We start from the raw sequence: 18,883 nt of genomic DNA on the forward strand, positions 1-18,883 counted from the left end.
CTGGGTTTCTGGCAATAGTCGTATTTTTTGGTCTTCGGACGCAAAGCTTTTGCTTAGCTTTAAATTGCTTTTTATAGTGAATAAAACAATAAAAAAGGGCAATAACGATGAAACCAGCTTCACATATAAAAAGCTTAGTACTAGCGGTATGCTTAGGTACAACAGGTGCTACTCAAGCTTACGATCGCATCACTGGCCATAATTTTGCCAGTCGTTCTGAAGTCATCGCACAATCAGGTATGGTTGCCACATCACAGCCATTAGCTACGCAGGTTGGCTTACAAGTACTAAAAGACGGTGGTAATGCCATTGATGCGGCGATTGCTGCTAATGCAGTACTGGGGCTCGTTGAGCCGACAGGGTGTGGAATTGGTGGCGATTTATTTGCCATTGTCTGGGATAACAAAAGTAAGCAACTATACGGCTTAAATGCCTCTGGTCGTTCACCTCAAAGCTTGTCTTTTGATACTTTAAAAGCACAAGGTGACACTATTCCTGCTTATGGGCCCTTGCCTGTGTCGGTACCTGGTGCAGTAGATGGTTGGTTTGAGTTACATAAAAAGTTTGGCAAAACACCAATGAAAGCCTTACTGCAGCCTGCTATCGACTACGCTGAAAATGGCTTCCCAGTGTCTGAACTGATTGCCTATTACATGCAAAAAAGTGTGGCGGCGCGTGGTAAATATCCAGGCTTTAAAGATGTATATATGGCTGATGGGGCAATGCCAGAAAAAGGAGAGATCTTTAAGAACCCTGCCCTTGCAAACACCTATCGTAAAATTGCCAAGGACGGCCGCGATGCTTTTTATAAAGGCGATATTGCTAAAGAAATTGGTCGCTACATGAAAGAAAACGGCGGCTACTTATCCTATGAAGATTTAGCTGCCCACCATAGTGAATGGGTTAAGCCTGTAAGCGCCGATTATAGAGGGTATACGCTTTGGGAATTACCACCAAATGGTCAAGGTATTGCTGCACAGCAAATTTTGAATATTCTTGAAGGTTACGATATCAAAGCAATGGGTTTTGATAGCCCAGAATACGTACACACCTTTGTTGAAGCGAAAAAGCTCGCGTTTGCAGATCGTGCAAAGTACTACGCCGATCCAGCGTTTAATACGATTCCAGTGCAAACACTTATTTCGCAGCAATATGCTGACCAAAGACGCAAACTGATAGACCCTAATAAAGCCGCAAAACGTGACCATGCAGGCCCTGTAGAAGGTGATACCATTTATATGACGACTGCCGATAAAGACGGCAATATGGTTTCGCTTATTCAAAGTAATTACCGTGGTATGGGCTCAGGTATGACACCAGCCAAATTAGGTTTTGTATTGCAAAACCGTGGCGAAATGTTCGCGCTGAAAAAAGGCCACATGAACCAATATGAGCCAGGCAAACGACCATTTCATACAATCATTCCTGCGTTTGTCACCAAAGATGGCAAGCCATATATGAGTTATGGCGTGATGGGCGGTGCCACACAGCCACAAATGCATGCTCAAATACTTATTAACATGATTGATTTTGGCATGAACCTACAAGAAGCCGGTGATGCACCGCGTATTTTGCACACAGGTTCATCGCAGCCAACCGGTGAGATCATGGAAGACGGTGGTTTTGTTAGCTTAGAGTCAGGTTTTTCAATGGAAACCCGCCGTGAGTTAATGAAAAAAGGCCACACCTTACAAGACGCGGTTGGCCCATACGGTGGTTATCAAGCAATATTGAAAGACCCAAAAACCGGCGTTTATTACGGCGCATCAGAAACCCGTAAAGACGGTCAGGCTGCGGGGTATTAGGCTCTCGGAAGTTAGCGAGTTTCAAGGGGAAAGTTAGCGAGCCTTGATGTAGCAGCGATTTTACATCGCGTAGGCGTGAAATTTATTTCGCGCGATGGTTCATTACTCGCTAACTCCCAACCACATACCCTGCAAATATGATGAAAGTCAGCGTTGAGCCATTTTTCTTTCTGAACATCTTTAGTACCGATAAAAATCAGCGCTGAGCCATTTTTCTTTCTGAACATCTTTAGTATCAATAAAAATTTATAGTTAGCAATGCATTACGTTATTTGTTAATAATAAGTTTATTAAATATATGAGCGTGATATCGACAAAAAGATGTGCGAAGCGCACAATAAAATTGTTATATGCAATGGAGGATTGAGTGAAATATCACATGGAAGTTCACAAATTTAGAAATGCGCTGTCTTATCTAGTAGAGTTTGAGTCATACAAAATAATTAAGTTGGGTGGTTTTGCTTGGGCTGGTTTAAATAGCTTCCCTAATGGCTCGTGTTTCTTATCCTCAAGTTTATTGGGAATGTATCTGCAACAGCAAGGCGCTGAGAATGTTAAGCTAATTAGCGCTAATGTTGATTCGGATGAATCTCCATATATCAAGAGTCATGCATGGCTCGAAGTTGATGATAAGTACGTCGACATCACCGGTTCTCAGTTTTCAAATATAACTAATGCAAGAATCACTGTTCAAAATAAGCATTCATCAGAATGGATTTTTGCCTATGCTCAAGTAGCTAAAAAGCATGGAACCTATCGTGAGCAAGAACCAGATTTTGATGGTCATTTAGATCTTTATAACCTGATTTTGAGCAGGATAAATAGCATATAACAAACACCTGAATGAAAAACGCTTGACAGCACTCATTTGTCGCTAAATTTAGTCAAGCATTTTTAGCCTTTAGAAGAGCATTATACTAATAAGGAGGAGTTATGGGCACGAGTGTATTTCTCAGCCACAATCACAAGGATAAGGATTTTGTCAGGCGCCTTGCCATTGATATTGAAAGTCATGGAATAAGAGTTTGGTTAGATGAAGCAGAAATGAAAATTGGTGATTCTCTTGTACAAAAAATTAGAGAGGGAATTGATAACGTAGACTATTTTGCTGTAATCCTATCAAGTAATTCAGTAAATGCCCCTTGGGTCGTAAATGAGCTTGATGTTGCGATGAATTATCAGATTGCAGGAAAGATAAAAATTCTACCAATAATTCTTGAAGATGTTGATCTGCCAAGTTTTCTGATAGGGAAATTGTACAGTAATTTTTCGAAAGCTAATTCATACGATGATGAGTTGAAAAGACTAGTTACCAGTATGGGAATAGTATTTAATAAGAATGTTGTTGCTCCGCAGACGTCATCAAACTTAGGTCAATCTCTAGATTCTGCAAACATGATAGGCTTACCGATTATGTCCTCTCCATTTCATAGGCCTTATCAGTATCTTGGCATGGTATTGAGCGATGTAGAAAAGATTGTTGGTGTTCAAGCAAATGAAGCTCGAAATATAATTGTTGAGAGTAAACACTGTAAAATGATTTTATGGGGAGAAGGGAATTTTGTGAGTTTTGTGGAAGTGGATTTACTCCAAACAGCTCCACATTCACAAAGTGAAGACTTCAACAGTGAAGCTTTATTGGGTGCTTTAAGTATCGGTATTCACGAACTAGAGCTCGTCAAGAAAAGAACTAATTTTCATACATATTATGATCATAAAAAGCGAATGAAAGTTACCGCTAGTTGTTTATATGATGGAGCTCCGCTATCAGTGAGCTTTGGAACAAAGTACTACAATATGTAAATTGGTATAACAAGTGCAGTCAGAGGACTCGTAACAATCTTCGCTGCTGCAAGCGCTATGCAAAGGATACTCATGCTCAGATTCTTAGTTTTAAGTTCTCTTTTAGTAACCTCAATTTATTCCTCAGAGGTTCAAGCTGACTGCGATATCTCTGGTATTTGGAAACATTCAACTAAGCTAGCAAAATTGCTAGTCGACTTAAGTAAAGGCGAAATCTCTGTTCATTCTCATGATAACAATGCTAAAGCAGTCGGGTTAGTAGTTTTAAAAGGCCTTAAGTCTGGTTTAACTTCAGCAAATTGGGATGCAAAAATGTATAGTGCAGCTCAAGATTCATTTGTCGATGTTCAAATAATATCTGAAGGTTGTAATCAACTAAGTGTTAATTATAACAGTGAAGAAATCTTAGAGCTTTTCAGGTAAGTTTGCATACAATAAACGCAAGCCGCGGACAAATCTCCGTTAGGCATTTTTTGTTGGCTTCGCCATTTTACACAAAAATACCTCACTGTAATTTACCGTTGTTGCGGGCGTAGGTTTTTAGGGAGCTTATGGTGTTAACTGAGTTTCAGAAGAAGGTTTTAGAAGTGTCATCTAAAACTAAAGGCCCTGCTGGCTATGCTGCAAAGTCGAGCATCCAACATCTTCACAGAGCTTTTGAACTGGCTGATTCAATGCCAGAAATATCTGCATTCTTAGCTATCACCGCTGAGGAAGAGGCATCTACAGCTCTATTTCAAGCCCTAAAGAACAAAAAATACACAGCATCAAAAGCGTTGAAGAAAAACGTTCACAAACACAAGGCAGGTGTATATCCATTCCTTATGTTAGTGGGAGAAACGCTCAACATTTTGAAGCATGAGCTACCAATCGAGATAACATTTGAGATTCCAAGTGATGAAAATAACGAATTAATAAAAACTCGAATGTTTATTGGAGGGGTCAATGGGATCGATACATATATTTATCCTGACCCACCATTAAATTTAGTCTCGGTAGATCCTTCAGGGAAAGCTAAAGACTATCTAAGAGATGTGAAAAAAGTGGCTCAGGATAAAGGGATTTCGTCAATCTTCGGGCATATTAAGGAAGTTGCCAATATTCGTAATAAGATGCTTTACGCATCTGACACAGCAATCCCATGCGTTCGAAGTATCGGTGAGCTTTTAGAAAGGCACCTAGGAGCTACCTTCTTGATACATATTATATATTTGTTTGTTGTTCAAAACCCTAAGCAAAATATAGTTGAAGAGTGTCTCAATGTGTTCATGAAAATTCAACATCGGCTTGAGCATGCAGAAACATAACAAACTTAACAAGTCGCCGTTGGACACCAAAACTAAGAGGCGATTTTCGCATGTTTCAACCCATCGCCACTATATTTAACCGCCCCATATTGCGGCGTTAGTGCATAGAAAGTTTTATGAGAAATTCACCTAATACAACCGACGAGCTAACATGCCTTTGTCTAGAAATAAGTTGATTGACTCAAGGTACAAAACTGTTATTCACGCTAAGATTCAACACTACTACCAAGTAAAGTTAGCAAGTTAAAAGAGTTAAATTAAATAACATAAATCACGCGAAATAAATTTCACGCCTACGTGATGTAACTTTACTCTTTCCACTTGTAGCTCGCTAACTTTCCCCTTTCCCCTCGTAGCTCGCTAACTTTCGGTTTTAAATCTGAGAGCTGACGGCTGAAAGCTGACGGCTGAAAGCTGACAGCTCTAGAACCTAGCTAACTCCCAACCACATACCCTGCAAAACCAAGCACTTTAAAATACTGTTTTGGGGTGCTGAAGCGGGTTTCATTTATTAACTCTGCAAAACGAATGCGGTCTAATGGGTAAAACTCGTGCTCTAGGTTGTGGCGCATGCGTTCTGTACCGGCTTCGGTTAAACCTAACTGCGTACACAGCTGTAGTTGAGATTCGCGCTCAAAAGCGGTTTCAGGGCGCATTAAATCGGCAATATATAAGTTGCTCGATTTTTTAAGTTTGCTGTGAATCGCTTTTAACAGCGCTTTTTTATCGCCGTTATCTTCAACAAAGTGCATTACTAGAAGACACAGTGCGGCGTCACATTGAGTGTCGATATCGTTGATATCACCGCAGTGTACTGTCACGCGATCGCTGATGTTATGCTGGCCAAACTGTTGCTCGGCAATATCGAGCATGTCTTGTGAAATATCTTGAGCAATAAATTGCCAGCTTGGTTTTAGCGCTGCTAATTCGATGATTTCTTTACCTGTTCCGGCACCAACCACTAAAATGCACGCATCATCGCTCAGCGTGGTTGCTAATTGGGCTGCGGTTGCTTGATGTAATAGCTCATAACCTGGAACTAGTCGCAAAATACGTTCGTCGTAGTGACTTGCTTCTTCATGATTAAAAGTTGGCATGCTAATCCTTTAAATAACAGAGATGGTCGAATAACCACCTGGTTTTTTCGCCACATGCACTTGCGTGGCAACGCGTTCGGTCATTTCTGATACGTGCGAAATAACCCCCACTTTGCGGCCTTGTGCTTGTAGAGAATCAAGAGCATCCATCGCGATGCTTAACGTTTCACTGTCCAACGTACCAAACCCTTCGTCGATAAACAAAGAGTTTATTTGCACTTTATTCGACGACAACGAAGCAAGCCCTAGCGCCAGTGCTAACGACACTAAAAATGACTCACCGCCCGATAATGTATTAACAGAGCGCTGCTCATCGGCCATGTCTTTATCGATAATAGCGATATCGAGCGTTTGCCCTATGGCTGTTAATTTGTAACGCTTATTTAGTGTTTGTAAGTGACTATTCGCATAATGCAGCAGTATTTTTAAGGTTTGCGTTTGCGCTAAATTACGCATGGTTTTGCCGCTGGCATCACCGAGTACCTTATTGAGTAAATGCCAGTGCTCATAGCTTTTTTGCTGCTTCATTAATTGCTTTTGTTTATCTTCAAGCGCTTGGCTATTTTGTTGATGGGTTTTAAGCTCAGTCGCAACTTGCAATAATGCGTTATTCGCTTGTACTTGTTGCTCTGTGGCTTGATTAAGCTGTAATTGCAGCTCATCTTCACCGAGAGCTGGCTTATCATTTTGATGCTGAGCCAGCGCCTGTTGTCGTTGTTTTAAAAGAGCCTCAGCGTCTTTTAAGCTGCTCTCGGCGGTGTTGTAATCTGCCAGAGTTTGTTTAATTTCAGCGGGGCTTATTGTTAATAGCTGACTAACGGCTTGCTCATCCAAGCTTGGGTGCTGCGCTTTAAAATCGTTAAACCACAGACTAAAGCGCTCATTAAGCGCCGCTTGCTCAGCGTTTAGCTCGTTTTCACGCTCGTCAAAATTGGCGATTTGAATGGCTTGTTCGTCACGCGCCTTTACCGCGTTACTATGGGTTGTCTGGGCAAGTTGCAGTGCCTGCTGCGCTGAATCTATCGCCTTTTCAAGCTCTGCTATAAACTCATCTACTGATATCGCCGCGTTACTAAATAAGCCCTCGCGCTTTGATTTTATCTGCGTTAATTCTATTTGAGTTTGGCTTAGTTGCTCGTTGCACTGAGTTAAATAGGTATGTGCTTCGTTTAGCTGCGGCGTTACATGTGCAAGGTGCTGCTCAATGGCTTTTAAGCTAGTTTTAAGCTCATCCGCCGTTTGCAGCGAAGCTTGATAAGCCTCAACGTGCTCTGCAATGACCTCTAAAGAAATGCTTTGTGTATTGAGTGCCTGCCACCAAGGTACACTAGTGAACTGTTGATTCAGTGTCGTATAAAGCTGCTGATGCTCATCATTGAGCTCGTTTAAACGTGTTTGCTGATTATTCAGCTGTTGCTGTAATTCGTTTAACTGCTGCTCTTTGCTATGAAGCGCTTGCCCTTGCTGATTATACTCAGCTTGCTTAGCCGCAAGCGTGTTTTGGAGTTGTTGTTGCTGCTCGAGGGTTTTGTAATATTGCTGTTTTTGCAAGCTTAGCTGTTGCTGACGCTCGTTTAACTGATCTTCGGTTAAATCATTTAGCTCAGTACGATTAGCCGCCATGGTTTCTTTGAGGCTCTGTTGTTGAGCACTCAGTTCTGAGATTTGCCCAGTTAACGAGCTTATCTGTTGGCTGCATGCCGCCAGCTCATTACTTTTAGCTTGCTGTAATGCTTGCTGAGCTTTTAAGTGCTGTTTGGCGTTAGTTAGCTCCCTGGTAAAGTCGTTAATAAGTTGACTAAATTGCTCGTTTACCATTTCTTCATGCATAAACGGGTGCTCTTTTGAGCCACATACTGCACACGGCTCCCCTGCTTTTAAAGTGGCACGTAACTGGCTGACCCCTTCACTGGCTCTTAACTGCACTTGCTGTAAGTTTTGCTCACAAAGCGAAACCTGTTGCTGTGCTTGCTCTGCCCCTTGCTGCGCATCTTTTAGTGCTGTTTGCAGTTGCTGCTCAGTTTGGCTTAATGTGTTTAGCTGGGTTTGCCAATTTTTTAACTGCTGATGATTAGTTTGCCATACTTGGCGCTTTTCAATCAGGTGTTTAATCGCCTCAAGCCCCGCATCAATATCCGCCATTGATTGGGTGTTTAAACTCGATTTAAAGGCGGTATCTTGCTCATTTAGGCGCTTAATTTCTTGCTCAAGGGCTTGGTATTGAGTTTTACACTGCTGCGCAGCTGCTTGCTGCTCATCAATCTTAGGCTGAAGAGACTTTACGTTTTGCTGTGATTGGCTAAGTGTGTGCTGTTGCTGGCTAAAGCGGCTTAACTCACTTTTATAGAATGACCAGTCTTTCGCTAATGGTTGCCATTGTGCGTGTGTTTCTAAATAGCTATTTATTTGTGCTTGTTGATCGAGCTGTTTTTGCTGCTCGGCTTTATGGCTATTTAGTGTATTAGTCAGCTCTTGATGATGGTGTTTCGCTTTATCAGCTTGTACTTTTTGCGCCGCTGCTTGCTGGTTTAATACGGCAAGTTGCTTATCTAACTCACGGGCCTGGCTAATAATAGGTTGCGCGTCTTTTTGTGCTTGCTTTGCTTGGTTAAGTTGCGCGGTTTGCTTTTCAAGTGTTTGCTCAGCGTCTTTGATCAGTGTTTTATGGTCAACGTTTAAAAGCTGCTCACGGTTTTTAATAAGTTGCCCATGTTGAGCTGTAATTGTCGCTACGCGTTCACGGTTATCTTTTATTTCTAAGCATTGCTGGGCTTGTTTGGCTTCAGTGGCTTTTTCAGCAAGCGCGTGCATTTGCAGCTGTAACTCTTGCTTTGCTTGCTCAGCTTGGTTCAGCTGTTGCTGCTGCTGAGATGCTTGCTTATACCAAGCTTGGTACTGTTCAAATTGTTTTATTTGTTTTTGTAAGTCAGCAAGTTTAGCCTCAAGCGCTTTTTGTTCTGCTTGTTTCGTTTCGACCTGTTCAGGACTTAAAACCTGATAATTACTTAAACTTAATTTTAACTGCTCTAATGCTTGCAGCTGTTCACGGTGGCGTTCAAAAATTCGCTGACCAATACGGCTAAATTTATCGGTGCCCGTTAAGCATTCAAGTAGTTGCGCACGCTCATCCCCTGTTGCTTTTAAAAATGCTGCAAATTCATGTTGCGCAAGTAGTACAGCTCGTGAGAACTGCTCAAAGCTCAAACCAATAATGCGCTCGATTTCTTTACCTGCCGCGCTTCTATCAGCGATTAGGGTTTCATCAGGTAATGAATAAAGGCTATGTTGTGCAGGCTGTAATTTACCATCGGCTTTATTACGCGCTCGGCTAAAGCTTAATCTTGCTCGGTACTGTTGTTTATCTTGGCCAATAAAGTCGACTTCGGCAAAGCCCTGCCCTGCCCCGCGTCGTAGTAAGTTTCGCGAGTCATTGAGTTTGATATTGTCGCCATTAAAGTCAATTTTATTGCCTGTATCACCACGTAGCCGTGCTGTTTTGTTATAAAGTGCTAAGCAAATAGCATCGAGCAAAGTACTTTTACCCGCGCCGGTATCACCCGTGATGGCAAACAACCCAGCTTCTTTTAAAGGTGAAGCATTAAAGTCGACTTCGGCGTCTAAGATAGAGGCGAGTTGATGAACACGAATTGCTAAAATTTTCATAGTAGGTCCTCTGCATTCAATTCATCGATCACTTGGCTAAGTAAACCTTCTAGCTCTTTTGGCACCGCCTGCCCTGCCATATCTTTATTGTTTGCAAATGCTTGCTCTAAAAGTGAATGTGGGTTTAGCGCTTCAATTTGCGAGACATCTTCAAATAGGGTTTGTTCATCGTCTTGCTGATTACTCTGCTGTCTCACCCTTTCAATGCCGCAGAACTTAACATGCTTACCTTCAAGGGCTTGTTCTATTTGCTCTCTGAAAGTGGTGTCAGTGTCATGGGCGCTCAATTTAACCCGCAGGTATGGCGCTAAATCTTCATCTGTTAAATCGAGCTGTTTTATAAGCTCACAGAGTTCGTTTAGTGGCACACAGTCTTTTTCTGGTAGCAACATAACTTTACAAAAGCTAGGGATGTAAAGGGGGTTTACAGAAGTACCTGAGTCACTAAGATCGACAATCACAACTTGATGCTGATAGCGTCTTTCAGAAAATGACATCGGCATTGGCGTGCCACTGTAGCGAATGGTCTCTTTCTTCGCGACGGTTTGTGCTTTATGAAGATGCCCTAGCGCCACATAATCAGGTTGATCAGTAAATATGCTTGCCGATATCGCATCTTCACCACCAATCACTAAGTTACGTTCAGAATCAGATGAGATATCTCCGCCTTTTGCATGCAGGTGGCCCATGGCAATTAATGGCGCGTTTGGTAATTCGCTTGCTGCTTGTAATGCATCTTTGTAGGCAAGGGCTACTGCTTGATTGTATGTTAGCGGCTGCTCTTGCTGGCGGTTATAACTGCTTAAATCACTACTACGTAAAAATGGCATAGCAACAACATTCGCATCGCCGTTTTTTGTGCTGATTGGCAGTACTACTTCATGAGGGGCATTGCTATCAAAGCGGCCAACAACATGGGTATCAAACTGAGCTAATAAAGGTTTTGCCGCCATAATACGATTTGCTGAATCGTGATTACCTGCAATAATCACTATGTGTAAGTCAGCGCAATGCTGCTTAGTGGTTTTAATAAATTGATAGAGTTGGTTTTCTGCACTGGCAGGTGGCGTTGCCGTATGATAAATGTCACCCGCAACCAGTAATAAGTCGATCTGTTCTGAGACAAGCGTATCGGTTAACCAAGCTAGAAATGCTTGATGCTCATCGAATCGGGAGTGCTCGTAGAATTGCTGGCCTAAATGCCAATCAGATGTATGAAGGACTTTCATTAAACGCTCTTATTATTTATTAAGAGCGTCAATATACCTAAGCTGAGCCAAGATGCCCAGCTTGGTTTGTTAACTTAAGCTATACCAAGCAAAAACCACCATAGGTAGAGCTAACAACGCCATAATCAATGGAACTTTAAGCGCTTTGGTTTGTTTTGCTTGTAGAATTTTAAGGGCATTCGTTTCATTACATGCCGCTACTTTATCAATATAAAAATACCCTGAATCTAGGTACTGTTTACAATTTTGTTCGTCCGCTGGAATTGCAATTAGTTCTTGTTGTTTTTTTAGGATATAGAAATCCATAAGCCCACCGAATTCTAAGCTGTTTACCGACACATTTTTGGGATAAATACAGCTTCTGTATTGACCCAAAATCAAAAAAGTGGGCGATTTTAAATACAAATGGCAGTAAATTTCAATAGAAAATGTCGCAAAAATTAATTTATTGCGAAAATAATGAGGATTAGAGTCAAAATCACTAAAGATGAGCCTAAAAACAGCCCTTTTTTAGTCCATTTTGAACAGGGAGATGTGCGTGCTAATGCATCGTCTTTATCACATGCATTGATCACTTCAACATATTCAAAGCCACGTTCTTTGTACTCGTTTAAAATCGATTCTTGCGCAGGAATAGCGGCTAAACGAGAGTCTTTTTTTACAATATAAAACTTCATCTAATCACCTTTATTACTGTTAAATAAAATTTAACCAAGTTGGCTTAATACTAACTGTAATACTTTGCAATGAATTAGTGCTGAACTAAAAACAACCAATCTGTTTGTAAACCCCCTTTACACAACCCAAAAGTAGAGGCATATGGCTCCATAAACGATTCATTGCACAAAGACGAATACTAACCTAAAAAACTAGCATTTTATCGTGATTTTATTGCAACCTTGTTAGCTGTTTGAGATGGTAGGCTTACACTTAATTTACAGGATTAACAATGAAAAAAGCAGTTCTCCATTTGAGTGCTTTGGTATTGCCTTTGGCAGTGTCTTCAGCAGTCATGGCGTCATCGGTAGAGCAAACTAAAGGCTCGTTTGTTGATAAGTTTCGTCAACTTGACGAAGCACTCCCAACTCCAAACGTATATAGAAGTGCTGCGGGTGCCCCTGCTGAAAACTACTGGCAGCAACAGGTAAATTACGATATTGATGCTAAGCTTGATGAAAAGAAACGTCGCTTAACAGCAAGCCAGACAATTGAATACAAAAACAACTCACCTCACACCTTAAAGTACCTTTGGCTACAGCTTGACCAAAATATCTTTAAATCTGACTCAATTGCTGAAATGACATCAACTTTCAATGGTAAAACATTGCAAGGTGACCCTCAGCCAAAATCAACCAAATTGAGCTTAGGTCAGTTACGTCGTCAGCAATTTATGGCCGACAACGAGCTGGGTTATCAAATCGCCAATGTTAAAGACGAAGACGGAAAAGAGCTTAAAGTTACAGTCGTTGATACCTTAATGCGTATTGACTTAAACGAGCCGCTTAAACCGGGTAAAGACGTTGAGTTCAGCATGGACTTCGCCTTTAACATTGTTGAAGAAGATGCCGTTGGCGCCCGCTCTGGTTATGAGCACTTTGAAGAAGATGGCAACGATATCTTCTTATTAGCGCAGTGGTTCCCTCGCCTTGCTGCATACACTGACTATGAAGCGTGGACGAACAAAGCTTTCTTAGGTAGTGGTGAATTTACCCTTGAATTTGGTAACTACGACGTTGAATTAACCGTTCCTGCTGACCATATCGTATCGGCAACGGGTATGCTTGATAATCCAAGCAGTGTTCTGACTAGTACGCAGCGCAAACGCCTAGAGCAAGCTGAAGATGCTAAACGCCCTGTTTTCATCGTGACTGAAGAAGAAGCATTAGAAAACGAGAAAGAAGGCACAGACAAAACCAAAACATGGCACTTTAAAGCCGAAAACGTCCGTGACTTTGCGTGGGCGTCTTCACGTAAATTTATGTGGGATGCAAAAGGCTATCATCAAGGTGGTAAAGATCAGCCGTTAGTGATGGCGATGTCTTTCTACCCGAAAGAAGGTGGCGATCTTTGGAAGAAGTACTCTACTGAAGCTGTCGTGCATACGATGGAAGTGTATTCGCGCTTCTCGTTTGACTACCCTTACCCTGTGGCTCAGTCTGTAAATGGCCCTGTAGGTGGTATGGAATACCCTATGATCACCTTCAATGGTCCGCGTACTGACCTACAAGACGATGGTACACGTACTTACTCTCAAGCAGAAAAACGTTTCTTAATCGGCGTTGTTATCCATGAAGTAGGTCACATTTACTTCCCTATGGTGGTTAACTCTGATGAGCGTCAATGGACGTGGATGGATGAAGGTCTTAACAGCTTCTTAGATGGTGTTGCTGGTCGTGAATGGGACCACACAATTCCTTGGGGTGTTGAGCCTCGCGATATCGTTGAATACATGAAGTCAGAAAACCAAGTGCCGGTTATGACGCAATCAGACAGCGTATTACGTTTAGGCCCTAATGCTTATACTAAGCCTGCTGCCGCACTTAACATATTACGTGAAGTGATCCTTGGTCGTGAGCTATTCGACTTTGCATTTAAAGAGTATGCACAGCGTTGGAAATACAAGCGCCCTACTCCTGCTGATTTTTTCCGTACTATGGAAGAAGCATCAGGTGTTGACCTAGATTGGTTCTGGCGTGGCTGGTTCTATACCACAGATCACGTTGATATCTCGCTAGATAAAGTTTACCAACTACGTTTAGACACGAAAAACCCTGATATCGACTTTAGCCGTTTGCGTGACATTGAAGCTGATAAGCCAATGCCATTATTCGTAAAACGTAATAAAGAAGAAGGTAAAAAACTGTGGGTTGAAGAAAACCCAGATATAACTGACTTCTATGACGAAAATGACCGCTTTACGGTCACTAACAAAGAGCGCAACGCGTATAACAAATTCCTTAAAGGTTTAGAGCCTTGGGAACGCAAAACGTTTGAGCGTGCAATCAAAGAAGATAAAAACTACTACGTACTTGAGTTCTCAAACTTAGGTGGCTTAGTCATGCCTATCTTACTTGAGCTTACTTATGAAGATGGTAGCAAAGAAGAGCAGTACATTCCGGCTGAAATTTGGCGTCGTAACCACAAGCATGTTCAAAAGCTAATTGTCACAGAAAAGGGTAAAAATCTAGAGTCAGTTACAGTGGACCCACGCTGGGAAACAGCGGATGTAGATGTAGAAAACAACAACTACCCGCGTCGTATTATTCCATCGCGTATTGAAGTGTATAAGCGTGAGAAGAGTAAAGCGAAAGTCAGTCGCGATATCATGCAAGATATTAAAACTGAGCTGAAAAAAGGTGATGAGAAAGACGCCCAGGAGCAACAATAATGCGCTTCGCAGCCATTGTTTTTGTTTTATTACTGAGTGCGCCAACCATGGCGCACCAGTTAAAAGCATCTGTGACAACGGTGCTGTTTAACAAACGCACCAACAACATAGAGCTAATGCATCGCTTTTATTTGCATGATACTGAGCATGCTGTTGAACACTTGTTTGATGGCAATGCCGATATCTTAAGTAATAAAGACGACCAAAAGCGTTTTGCTGATTATGTTGAGTCACATATTGCTCTGCAAACTTTAGATGGTAAGCCACTTGAGCTGAAAGAAGTCGGTGCGCAAGTTGATGGTAAGTTCTTTTGGGTTTATCAGGAAGTCACGATCCCAAAGGGAATTCATGGCATTCGTATGAGCAACGGAGCACTTCGCGACCTTTGGCCTGCACAAGTGAATATGGTAAATATTGAGGGTAAAGGGAAGGTAAAAACACTGACCTTTAGCCAAGATGATACCTGGCTTGAAGCTAAGTTTGAGGCGTTAGAACCTCATTAGTCTTATACAAAAGGATTAAAAAACTTGGCTTTTTAATCCTTTGATCCTTTAATAAAGCTATATCGTACACTATCTTATTAGTGGGTATGAACATTTCCCAATCGCCATATACAAGGATTTATATGAGTATTTATGATAACAATATTCGTGGTGTGATTTTTGACTTAGACGGCACTTTGGTGTCATCAGAGCTGGATTTCTCACTGATCAAAGCACAAGTGGGTTGTCCTCTTGAGGAGGATTTGTTGGCGTATATTGCCACTCTTCCCTCGCCTTACATGCGCGAAGAGGCGATGAATATTGTCCATCAACATGAGCTTATTGATGCGCAGCACGCACATTTATTGCCTGGTGTGGCTGATGCGATTACCAAACTAAAAGAAAGTAATATTCCAATGGCAATTGTGACTCGTAATTACGACCGTGCAGCTGCCATTAAGTTAAAAAATAATCCACTGCCAATAGAAACTGTTTTGACTCGCTCTGATGCACCTGCTAAACCCGATCCAAGTGCATTAAATGCGATTGCCACACTGTGGGAGCTTGACCAATCTGAGTTGCTGTATGTCGGTGATTATTTATTTGATATACAAGCAGCCCACAACGCTAACATGCGAGCTTGTTTATACGCACCACATGAAATTCCTGAATATGCAAATCAAGCTGATTATGTACTGCATCATTTTTCAGAATTGCCAATTTTGGTTGATTCATTCCAAGAAAGTAAGGTGTTATGTTAAATAGTCTTGTTTTTTATTTTTCCTGATATTAATTGTTAGTTTTTTATTTTTCAAAATGTCCTAGTACTAGCCCAAGCCGTCATGAGTTGCTAAAATATCGGCAATTATCAAATGTATTCATAGAGGCATAAGATGGGCAGAGCATTTGAAGTCCGCAAAAACGCCATGGCTAAAACAGCCAATGCAAAAACTAAAGTAAATTCTAAGTACGGTAAAGAAATCTACGTTGTTGCTAAAAATGGCGAACCAGATCCAGAAGTTAACCAAGCGCTAAAACGTATTATTGAGCGTGCAAAAAAAGACCAAGTTCCAGCACATGTAATCGATAATGCTATCAAAAAAGCAGCCGGTGGAGCAGGGGAAGACTATTCTCCAGCACGTTACGAAGGCTATGGCCCTGGTAACTGTATGGTAATTGTAGACTGTTTAACTGATAACCCTAACCGTACTATCAAAGATGTACGTTTACCGTTTACAAAAACAGATTCAAAAATTGGTACACCGGGCTGTGTAGCGCATATGTTCGACCACTTAGCTGTTTTAGGCTTTGAAGGTGATGACGACGAAGTTGTACTTGAAGCGCTAATGATGGCTGATGTAGACGTAACTGATGTAGAAGTAGAAGATGGCAAAGTGTCAGTTTTCGCTCCACATACTGAGTACTACAAAGCAAAAACTGCTCTTGAAGAAGCATTTGAAGGTATTAACTTTGAAGTAGACGAGATTACGTTTGTTCCACAAGTTCATACTGACATCACTGATCCAGATGATATCGCAAACTTTGAAAAGTTTATTTCTATGCTTGATGACTGTGATGACGTTCAAAACGTTTATCACAATGCGATTGTTAAAAACTAATTTTTAAAAATTAACACTTAAAAAGGGGCATTTGGTAACAAATGCCCCTTTTTTAATAGATTTTTATTATGCCATGAATGGTGGCTATTCACTGTCGTTATGATTTCAATTGATATTAGTCAAAAAAAAGCAGCCCTTGGGCTGCTATGAACGACACATGAAACTCGAAGGGGAGTTGTGTAGTGGCTAATTTAACGACTTATACTTAATACGGAACGCATGCAATAATGGTTCAGTATAGCCACTAGGTTGTTTAACTCCCTCTAATACAAGGGCTAATGCAGCTTGATAAGCAACACTTTGTGCTAAGGTTTCGGCTGAATCAGCCATATTATTGTAAGCCGGATCCCCTTCATTTTGACCATCAACAACCTTTGCCATTCGCGCCATGGTTTTTTGAATTTGCTCTTCAGAACACACACCATGATACAGCCAATTAGCCATGTGTTGGCTTGAAATACGCAGTGTGGCACGGTCTTCCATTAAGCCTACATGGTTGATGTCTGGTACTTTTGAGCAACCAATACCTTGGTCAATCCAACGTACAACATAGCCCAAAATACCCTGTGCATTGTTATCCAGTTCGGCTTGAATATCTTCTTTGCTTAAGTTGCTGGCATCTTTCATAAGCGGTGGAGTGAGTAAGCTGGTAAGGCTTGCTTCTTTGCGGTCCATAAGCGCTTTTTGACAAGCAAATACATCAATATCGTGATAATGCATTGCATGCAGAGTTGCAGCAGTAGGAGAGGGCACCCACGCGGTATTTGCACCACTTTTTGGGTGACCACTTTTTTGTTCCATCATTAACGCCATTTTATCTGGCATTGGCCACATACCTTTACCAATCTGTGCTTTACCACTGAGGCCAGTTGCAAGACCAATATCTACGTTGCGGTCTTCGTATGCGCTGATCCAAGGTTCAAGTTTAATTGCGCCTTTTGGCAGTACTACACCTGCTTGCATTGAAGTATGAATTTCGTCACCGGTACGGTCTAAGAAACCTGTATTAATGAATACAACACGCTTTTTAGCCTCGAAAATACACGCTTTTAAGTTAGCTGAAGTGCGGCGTTCTTCATCCATAATCCCCATTTTAATGGTGTTTGCTGGTAAGCCTAATAGCTGCTCAACGCGAGTAAATAGGGTATTAGTGAAGGCCACTTCTTCTGGGCCATGCATTTTTGGCTTAACAATATTAATGCTATTGGCCGTTGAATTTTTAAGGCTGCCTGTGCCTTTTAAGTCATGAAGTGCTGCGGTGCTAGTGATAATGGCATCCATAATGCCTTCAAACACGTCATTGCCTTCACTATCTTGGATAGCAGGGTTTGTCATTAAGTGGCCAACATTACGCACAAACATCATGCTGCGGCCTTTTAGTGTCAGCGTTTCACCATTCACACCTTGATATTGGCGATCTTCTGCTAAACGACGCTCAATGGTTTTACCTTCTTTGTTAAATGCTTCTACAAGGTTTCCTTGCATTAAACCAAGCCAGTTTTGATAAACGTTTACTTTGTCTTCGGCATCAACGGCAGCAACGGAGTCTTCACAGTCCATAATCGTTGTAAGGGCTGCTTCAAGTAATACATCTTTAAGGCCTGCTTTATCTGCTTGGCCTATTGGGTGATGGTGGTCTATTTGCAGCTCAATATGTAAACTATTATTTTTCAATAAGATAGCGCTTGGATTTTGCGCTTCACCTTGGTAACCGATAAGTTGTTTAGGGTTAGCTAAACGAACCTGACTGCTGTCACGTAATGTGATTAAAAGCTCATTGTTAACCACTGCATAGCTGGTGCTTTCGATGTGCGAGCCATTTGCTAAAGGCAATGCTTTATCAAGGAACTGGCGGGCATAAGCCATCACTTTAAAGCCACGTACAGGGTTGTATGTAGAGCCTTTCTCAGCACCGTCATCATCGCTTAATACATCAGTGCCGTATAGCGCATCATACAAAGAGCCCCAGCGAGCATTCGCAGCGTTTAAGGCAAAGCGTGCATTGCTCACTGGCACAACAAGCTGCGGCCCTGCAGTGCTTGCGATTTCAGGCTCTACTTGCTCTGTTTCGATGTTAAAGCTAGCTGGCTCAGGAACGAGGTAGCCAATCTCTTCAAGGAATGCTTGATAATTCGCTGCATCCCACACTGGTTGCTGCTTATGGTAGCCATCAATCTTGGCTTGTAGTTGTTCGCGTTTTTCTAGAAGCGCACGATTGATTGGCGTTAGTTCATTGACAATATCAGCAAAACCTTGCCAAAAAGTGTCTGTGCTAATGCCTGTTCCAGGTAAAAGTTGCTGCTCAACAAACTGTGCAAGTTGTTGATCAACGCTTAAACCGTTAAGTGAGAGAGTGGTCATAATAATGTCCTTTAAACGAGCTTAATTTGATCATTCATGGTTCAACCATATCGTAAAAAAGGCTAATAAGCAGGCTATTTGTCATTCACTGAAAATATAGTGGTAATAACAACTATAAATTTACTAAAT

At 41.6% G+C, this 18,883-nt stretch carries 15 protein-coding genes; 9 read left to right on the forward strand and 6 right to left on the reverse strand.

The window, feature by feature from the left end; translation table 11 throughout:
* Positions 1 to 107: 107 nt before the first annotated feature.
* From ggt to LY624_RS19510, 5 genes are all read left to right on the forward strand, one after another.
* On the forward strand, positions 108 to 1,805 hold the full coding sequence (gene ggt, locus LY624_RS19490) for a gamma-glutamyltransferase (protein WP_341804431.1): 1,698 nt from the start codon (positions 108 to 110) through the stop codon (positions 1,803 to 1,805).
* A 367-nt stretch (positions 1,806 to 2,172) separates the two neighbouring features.
* Positions 2,173 to 2,637 (forward strand): hypothetical protein, encoded by a 465-nt coding sequence (locus tag LY624_RS19495; protein WP_341804432.1) that lies wholly within the window; start codon positions 2,173 to 2,175, stop codon positions 2,635 to 2,637.
* A gap of 101 nt (positions 2,638 to 2,738) precedes the next feature.
* A complete protein-coding gene (locus tag LY624_RS19500; RefSeq protein WP_341804433.1) occupies positions 2,739 to 3,608 on the forward strand; it encodes a toll/interleukin-1 receptor domain-containing protein in 870 nt (289 codons plus the stop codon).
* A 72-nt stretch (positions 3,609 to 3,680) separates the two neighbouring features.
* Entirely contained in the window at positions 3,681 to 4,031 is a 351-nt protein-coding gene (locus tag LY624_RS19505; RefSeq protein WP_341804434.1) for a hypothetical protein, read from the forward strand.
* 128 nt (positions 4,032 to 4,159) lie between these two features.
* Complete coding sequence (locus LY624_RS19510; protein WP_341804435.1) at positions 4,160 to 4,915, forward strand: hypothetical protein; 756 nt, start codon at positions 4,160 to 4,162, stop codon at positions 4,913 to 4,915.
* A 434-nt stretch (positions 4,916 to 5,349) separates the two neighbouring features.
* Here LY624_RS19510 and LY624_RS19515 read toward each other — a convergent pair whose 3' ends face one another.
* The 5 genes from LY624_RS19515 to LY624_RS19535 form a co-directional block, all read right to left on the reverse strand.
* Positions 5,350 to 6,012 carry a class I SAM-dependent methyltransferase gene (locus LY624_RS19515; protein ID WP_341804436.1) on the reverse strand — a complete coding sequence of 221 codons (663 nt, stop codon included), beginning with the start codon at positions 6,010 to 6,012 and terminating at the stop codon, positions 5,350 to 5,352.
* Positions 6,013 to 6,021: 9 nt separating this feature from the next.
* Positions 6,022 to 9,675, reverse strand: coding sequence for an SbcC/MukB-like Walker B domain-containing protein (locus LY624_RS19520; RefSeq protein WP_341804437.1), 3,654 nt, complete (start codon positions 9,673 to 9,675; stop codon positions 6,022 to 6,024).
* A complete protein-coding gene (locus LY624_RS19525) occupies positions 9,672 to 10,904 on the reverse strand; it encodes an exonuclease SbcCD subunit D C-terminal domain-containing protein (RefSeq protein ID WP_341804438.1) in 1,233 nt (410 codons plus the stop codon). The genes LY624_RS19520 and LY624_RS19525 overlap by 4 nt, the downstream gene beginning before the upstream one ends.
* Before the next feature lie 69 nt (positions 10,905 to 10,973).
* Complete coding sequence (locus LY624_RS19530) at positions 10,974 to 11,210, reverse strand: hypothetical protein (RefSeq protein ID WP_062567824.1); 237 nt, start codon at positions 11,208 to 11,210, stop codon at positions 10,974 to 10,976.
* Between the two features lie 134 nt (positions 11,211 to 11,344).
* On the reverse strand, positions 11,345 to 11,581 hold the full coding sequence (locus LY624_RS19535) for a hypothetical protein (RefSeq protein ID WP_341804439.1): 237 nt from the start codon (positions 11,579 to 11,581) through the stop codon (positions 11,345 to 11,347).
* A gap of 272 nt (positions 11,582 to 11,853) precedes the next feature.
* On the opposite strand from LY624_RS19535, the gene LY624_RS19540 reads away from it, so the two are divergent.
* The 4 genes from LY624_RS19540 to LY624_RS19555 all read left to right on the forward strand — a co-directional run bounded on the left by LY624_RS19540 (position 11,854) and on the right by LY624_RS19555 (position 16,393).
* A complete protein-coding gene (locus tag LY624_RS19540) occupies positions 11,854 to 14,292 on the forward strand; it encodes a M1 family metallopeptidase (RefSeq protein WP_341804440.1) in 2,439 nt (812 codons plus the stop codon).
* Positions 14,292 to 14,795 (forward strand): DUF6702 family protein, encoded by a 504-nt coding sequence (locus LY624_RS19545; RefSeq protein ID WP_341804441.1) that lies wholly within the window; start codon positions 14,292 to 14,294, stop codon positions 14,793 to 14,795. Before LY624_RS19540 ends, LY624_RS19545 begins: the two co-directional genes overlap by 1 nt.
* A gap of 122 nt (positions 14,796 to 14,917) precedes the next feature.
* Positions 14,918 to 15,535, forward strand: a complete 618-nt coding sequence (locus tag LY624_RS19550; protein ID WP_130152010.1) for an HAD family hydrolase — start codon at positions 14,918 to 14,920, stop codon at positions 15,533 to 15,535.
* A gap of 132 nt (positions 15,536 to 15,667) precedes the next feature.
* Positions 15,668 to 16,393 (forward strand): YebC/PmpR family DNA-binding transcriptional regulator, encoded by a 726-nt coding sequence (locus LY624_RS19555; protein WP_054553380.1) that lies wholly within the window; start codon positions 15,668 to 15,670, stop codon positions 16,391 to 16,393.
* A gap of 186 nt (positions 16,394 to 16,579) precedes the next feature.
* Here the strand turns inward: LY624_RS19555 and LY624_RS19560 are convergent, their stop codons facing one another.
* Positions 16,580 to 18,754: a malate synthase G gene (locus LY624_RS19560; protein ID WP_445936746.1), complete on the reverse strand. Its 2,175-nt coding sequence runs from the start codon at positions 18,752 to 18,754 to the stop codon at positions 16,580 to 16,582.
* Positions 18,755 to 18,883: the final 129 nt, after the last annotated feature.

The sequence above is a fragment of the Pseudoalteromonas sp. N1230-9 genome, assembly GCF_032716425.1.
GTDB lineage: Bacteria > Pseudomonadota > Gammaproteobacteria > Enterobacterales > Alteromonadaceae > Pseudoalteromonas.

Excerpts from the sequence above, each read along its gene's own strand:
- ggt (WP_341804431.1), top strand. The coding sequence starts at position 108 with ATGAAACCAGCTTCACATATAAAAAGCTTAGTACTAGCGGTATGCTTA.
- LY624_RS19500 (WP_341804433.1), top strand. The coding sequence starts at position 2,739 with ATGGGCACGAGTGTATTTCTCAGCCACAATCACAAGGATAAGGATTTT.
- LY624_RS19505 (WP_341804434.1), top strand. The coding sequence starts at position 3,681 with ATGCTCAGATTCTTAGTTTTAAGTTCTCTTTTAGTAACCTCAATTTAT.
- LY624_RS19510 (WP_341804435.1), top strand. The coding sequence starts at position 4,160 with ATGGTGTTAACTGAGTTTCAGAAGAAGGTTTTAGAAGTGTCATCTAAA.
- LY624_RS19515 (WP_341804436.1), bottom strand. The coding sequence starts at position 6,012 with ATGCCAACTTTTAATCATGAAGAAGCAAGTCACTACGACGAACGTATT.
- LY624_RS19520 (WP_341804437.1), bottom strand. The coding sequence starts at position 9,675 with ATGAAAATTTTAGCAATTCGTGTTCATCAACTCGCCTCTATCTTAGAC.
- LY624_RS19525 (WP_341804438.1), bottom strand. The coding sequence starts at position 10,904 with ATGAAAGTCCTTCATACATCTGATTGGCATTTAGGCCAGCAATTCTAC.
- LY624_RS19530 (WP_062567824.1), bottom strand. The coding sequence starts at position 11,210 with ATGGATTTCTATATCCTAAAAAAACAACAAGAACTAATTGCAATTCCA.
- LY624_RS19535 (WP_341804439.1), bottom strand. The coding sequence starts at position 11,581 with ATGAAGTTTTATATTGTAAAAAAAGACTCTCGTTTAGCCGCTATTCCT.
- LY624_RS19540 (WP_341804440.1), top strand. The coding sequence starts at position 11,854 with ATGAAAAAAGCAGTTCTCCATTTGAGTGCTTTGGTATTGCCTTTGGCA.
- LY624_RS19545 (WP_341804441.1), top strand. The coding sequence starts at position 14,292 with ATGCGCTTCGCAGCCATTGTTTTTGTTTTATTACTGAGTGCGCCAACC.
- LY624_RS19550 (WP_130152010.1), top strand. The coding sequence starts at position 14,918 with ATGAGTATTTATGATAACAATATTCGTGGTGTGATTTTTGACTTAGAC.
- LY624_RS19555 (WP_054553380.1), top strand. The coding sequence starts at position 15,668 with ATGGGCAGAGCATTTGAAGTCCGCAAAAACGCCATGGCTAAAACAGCC.
- LY624_RS19560 (WP_445936746.1), bottom strand. The coding sequence starts at position 18,754 with ATGACCACTCTCTCACTTAACGGTTTAAGCGTTGATCAACAACTTGCA.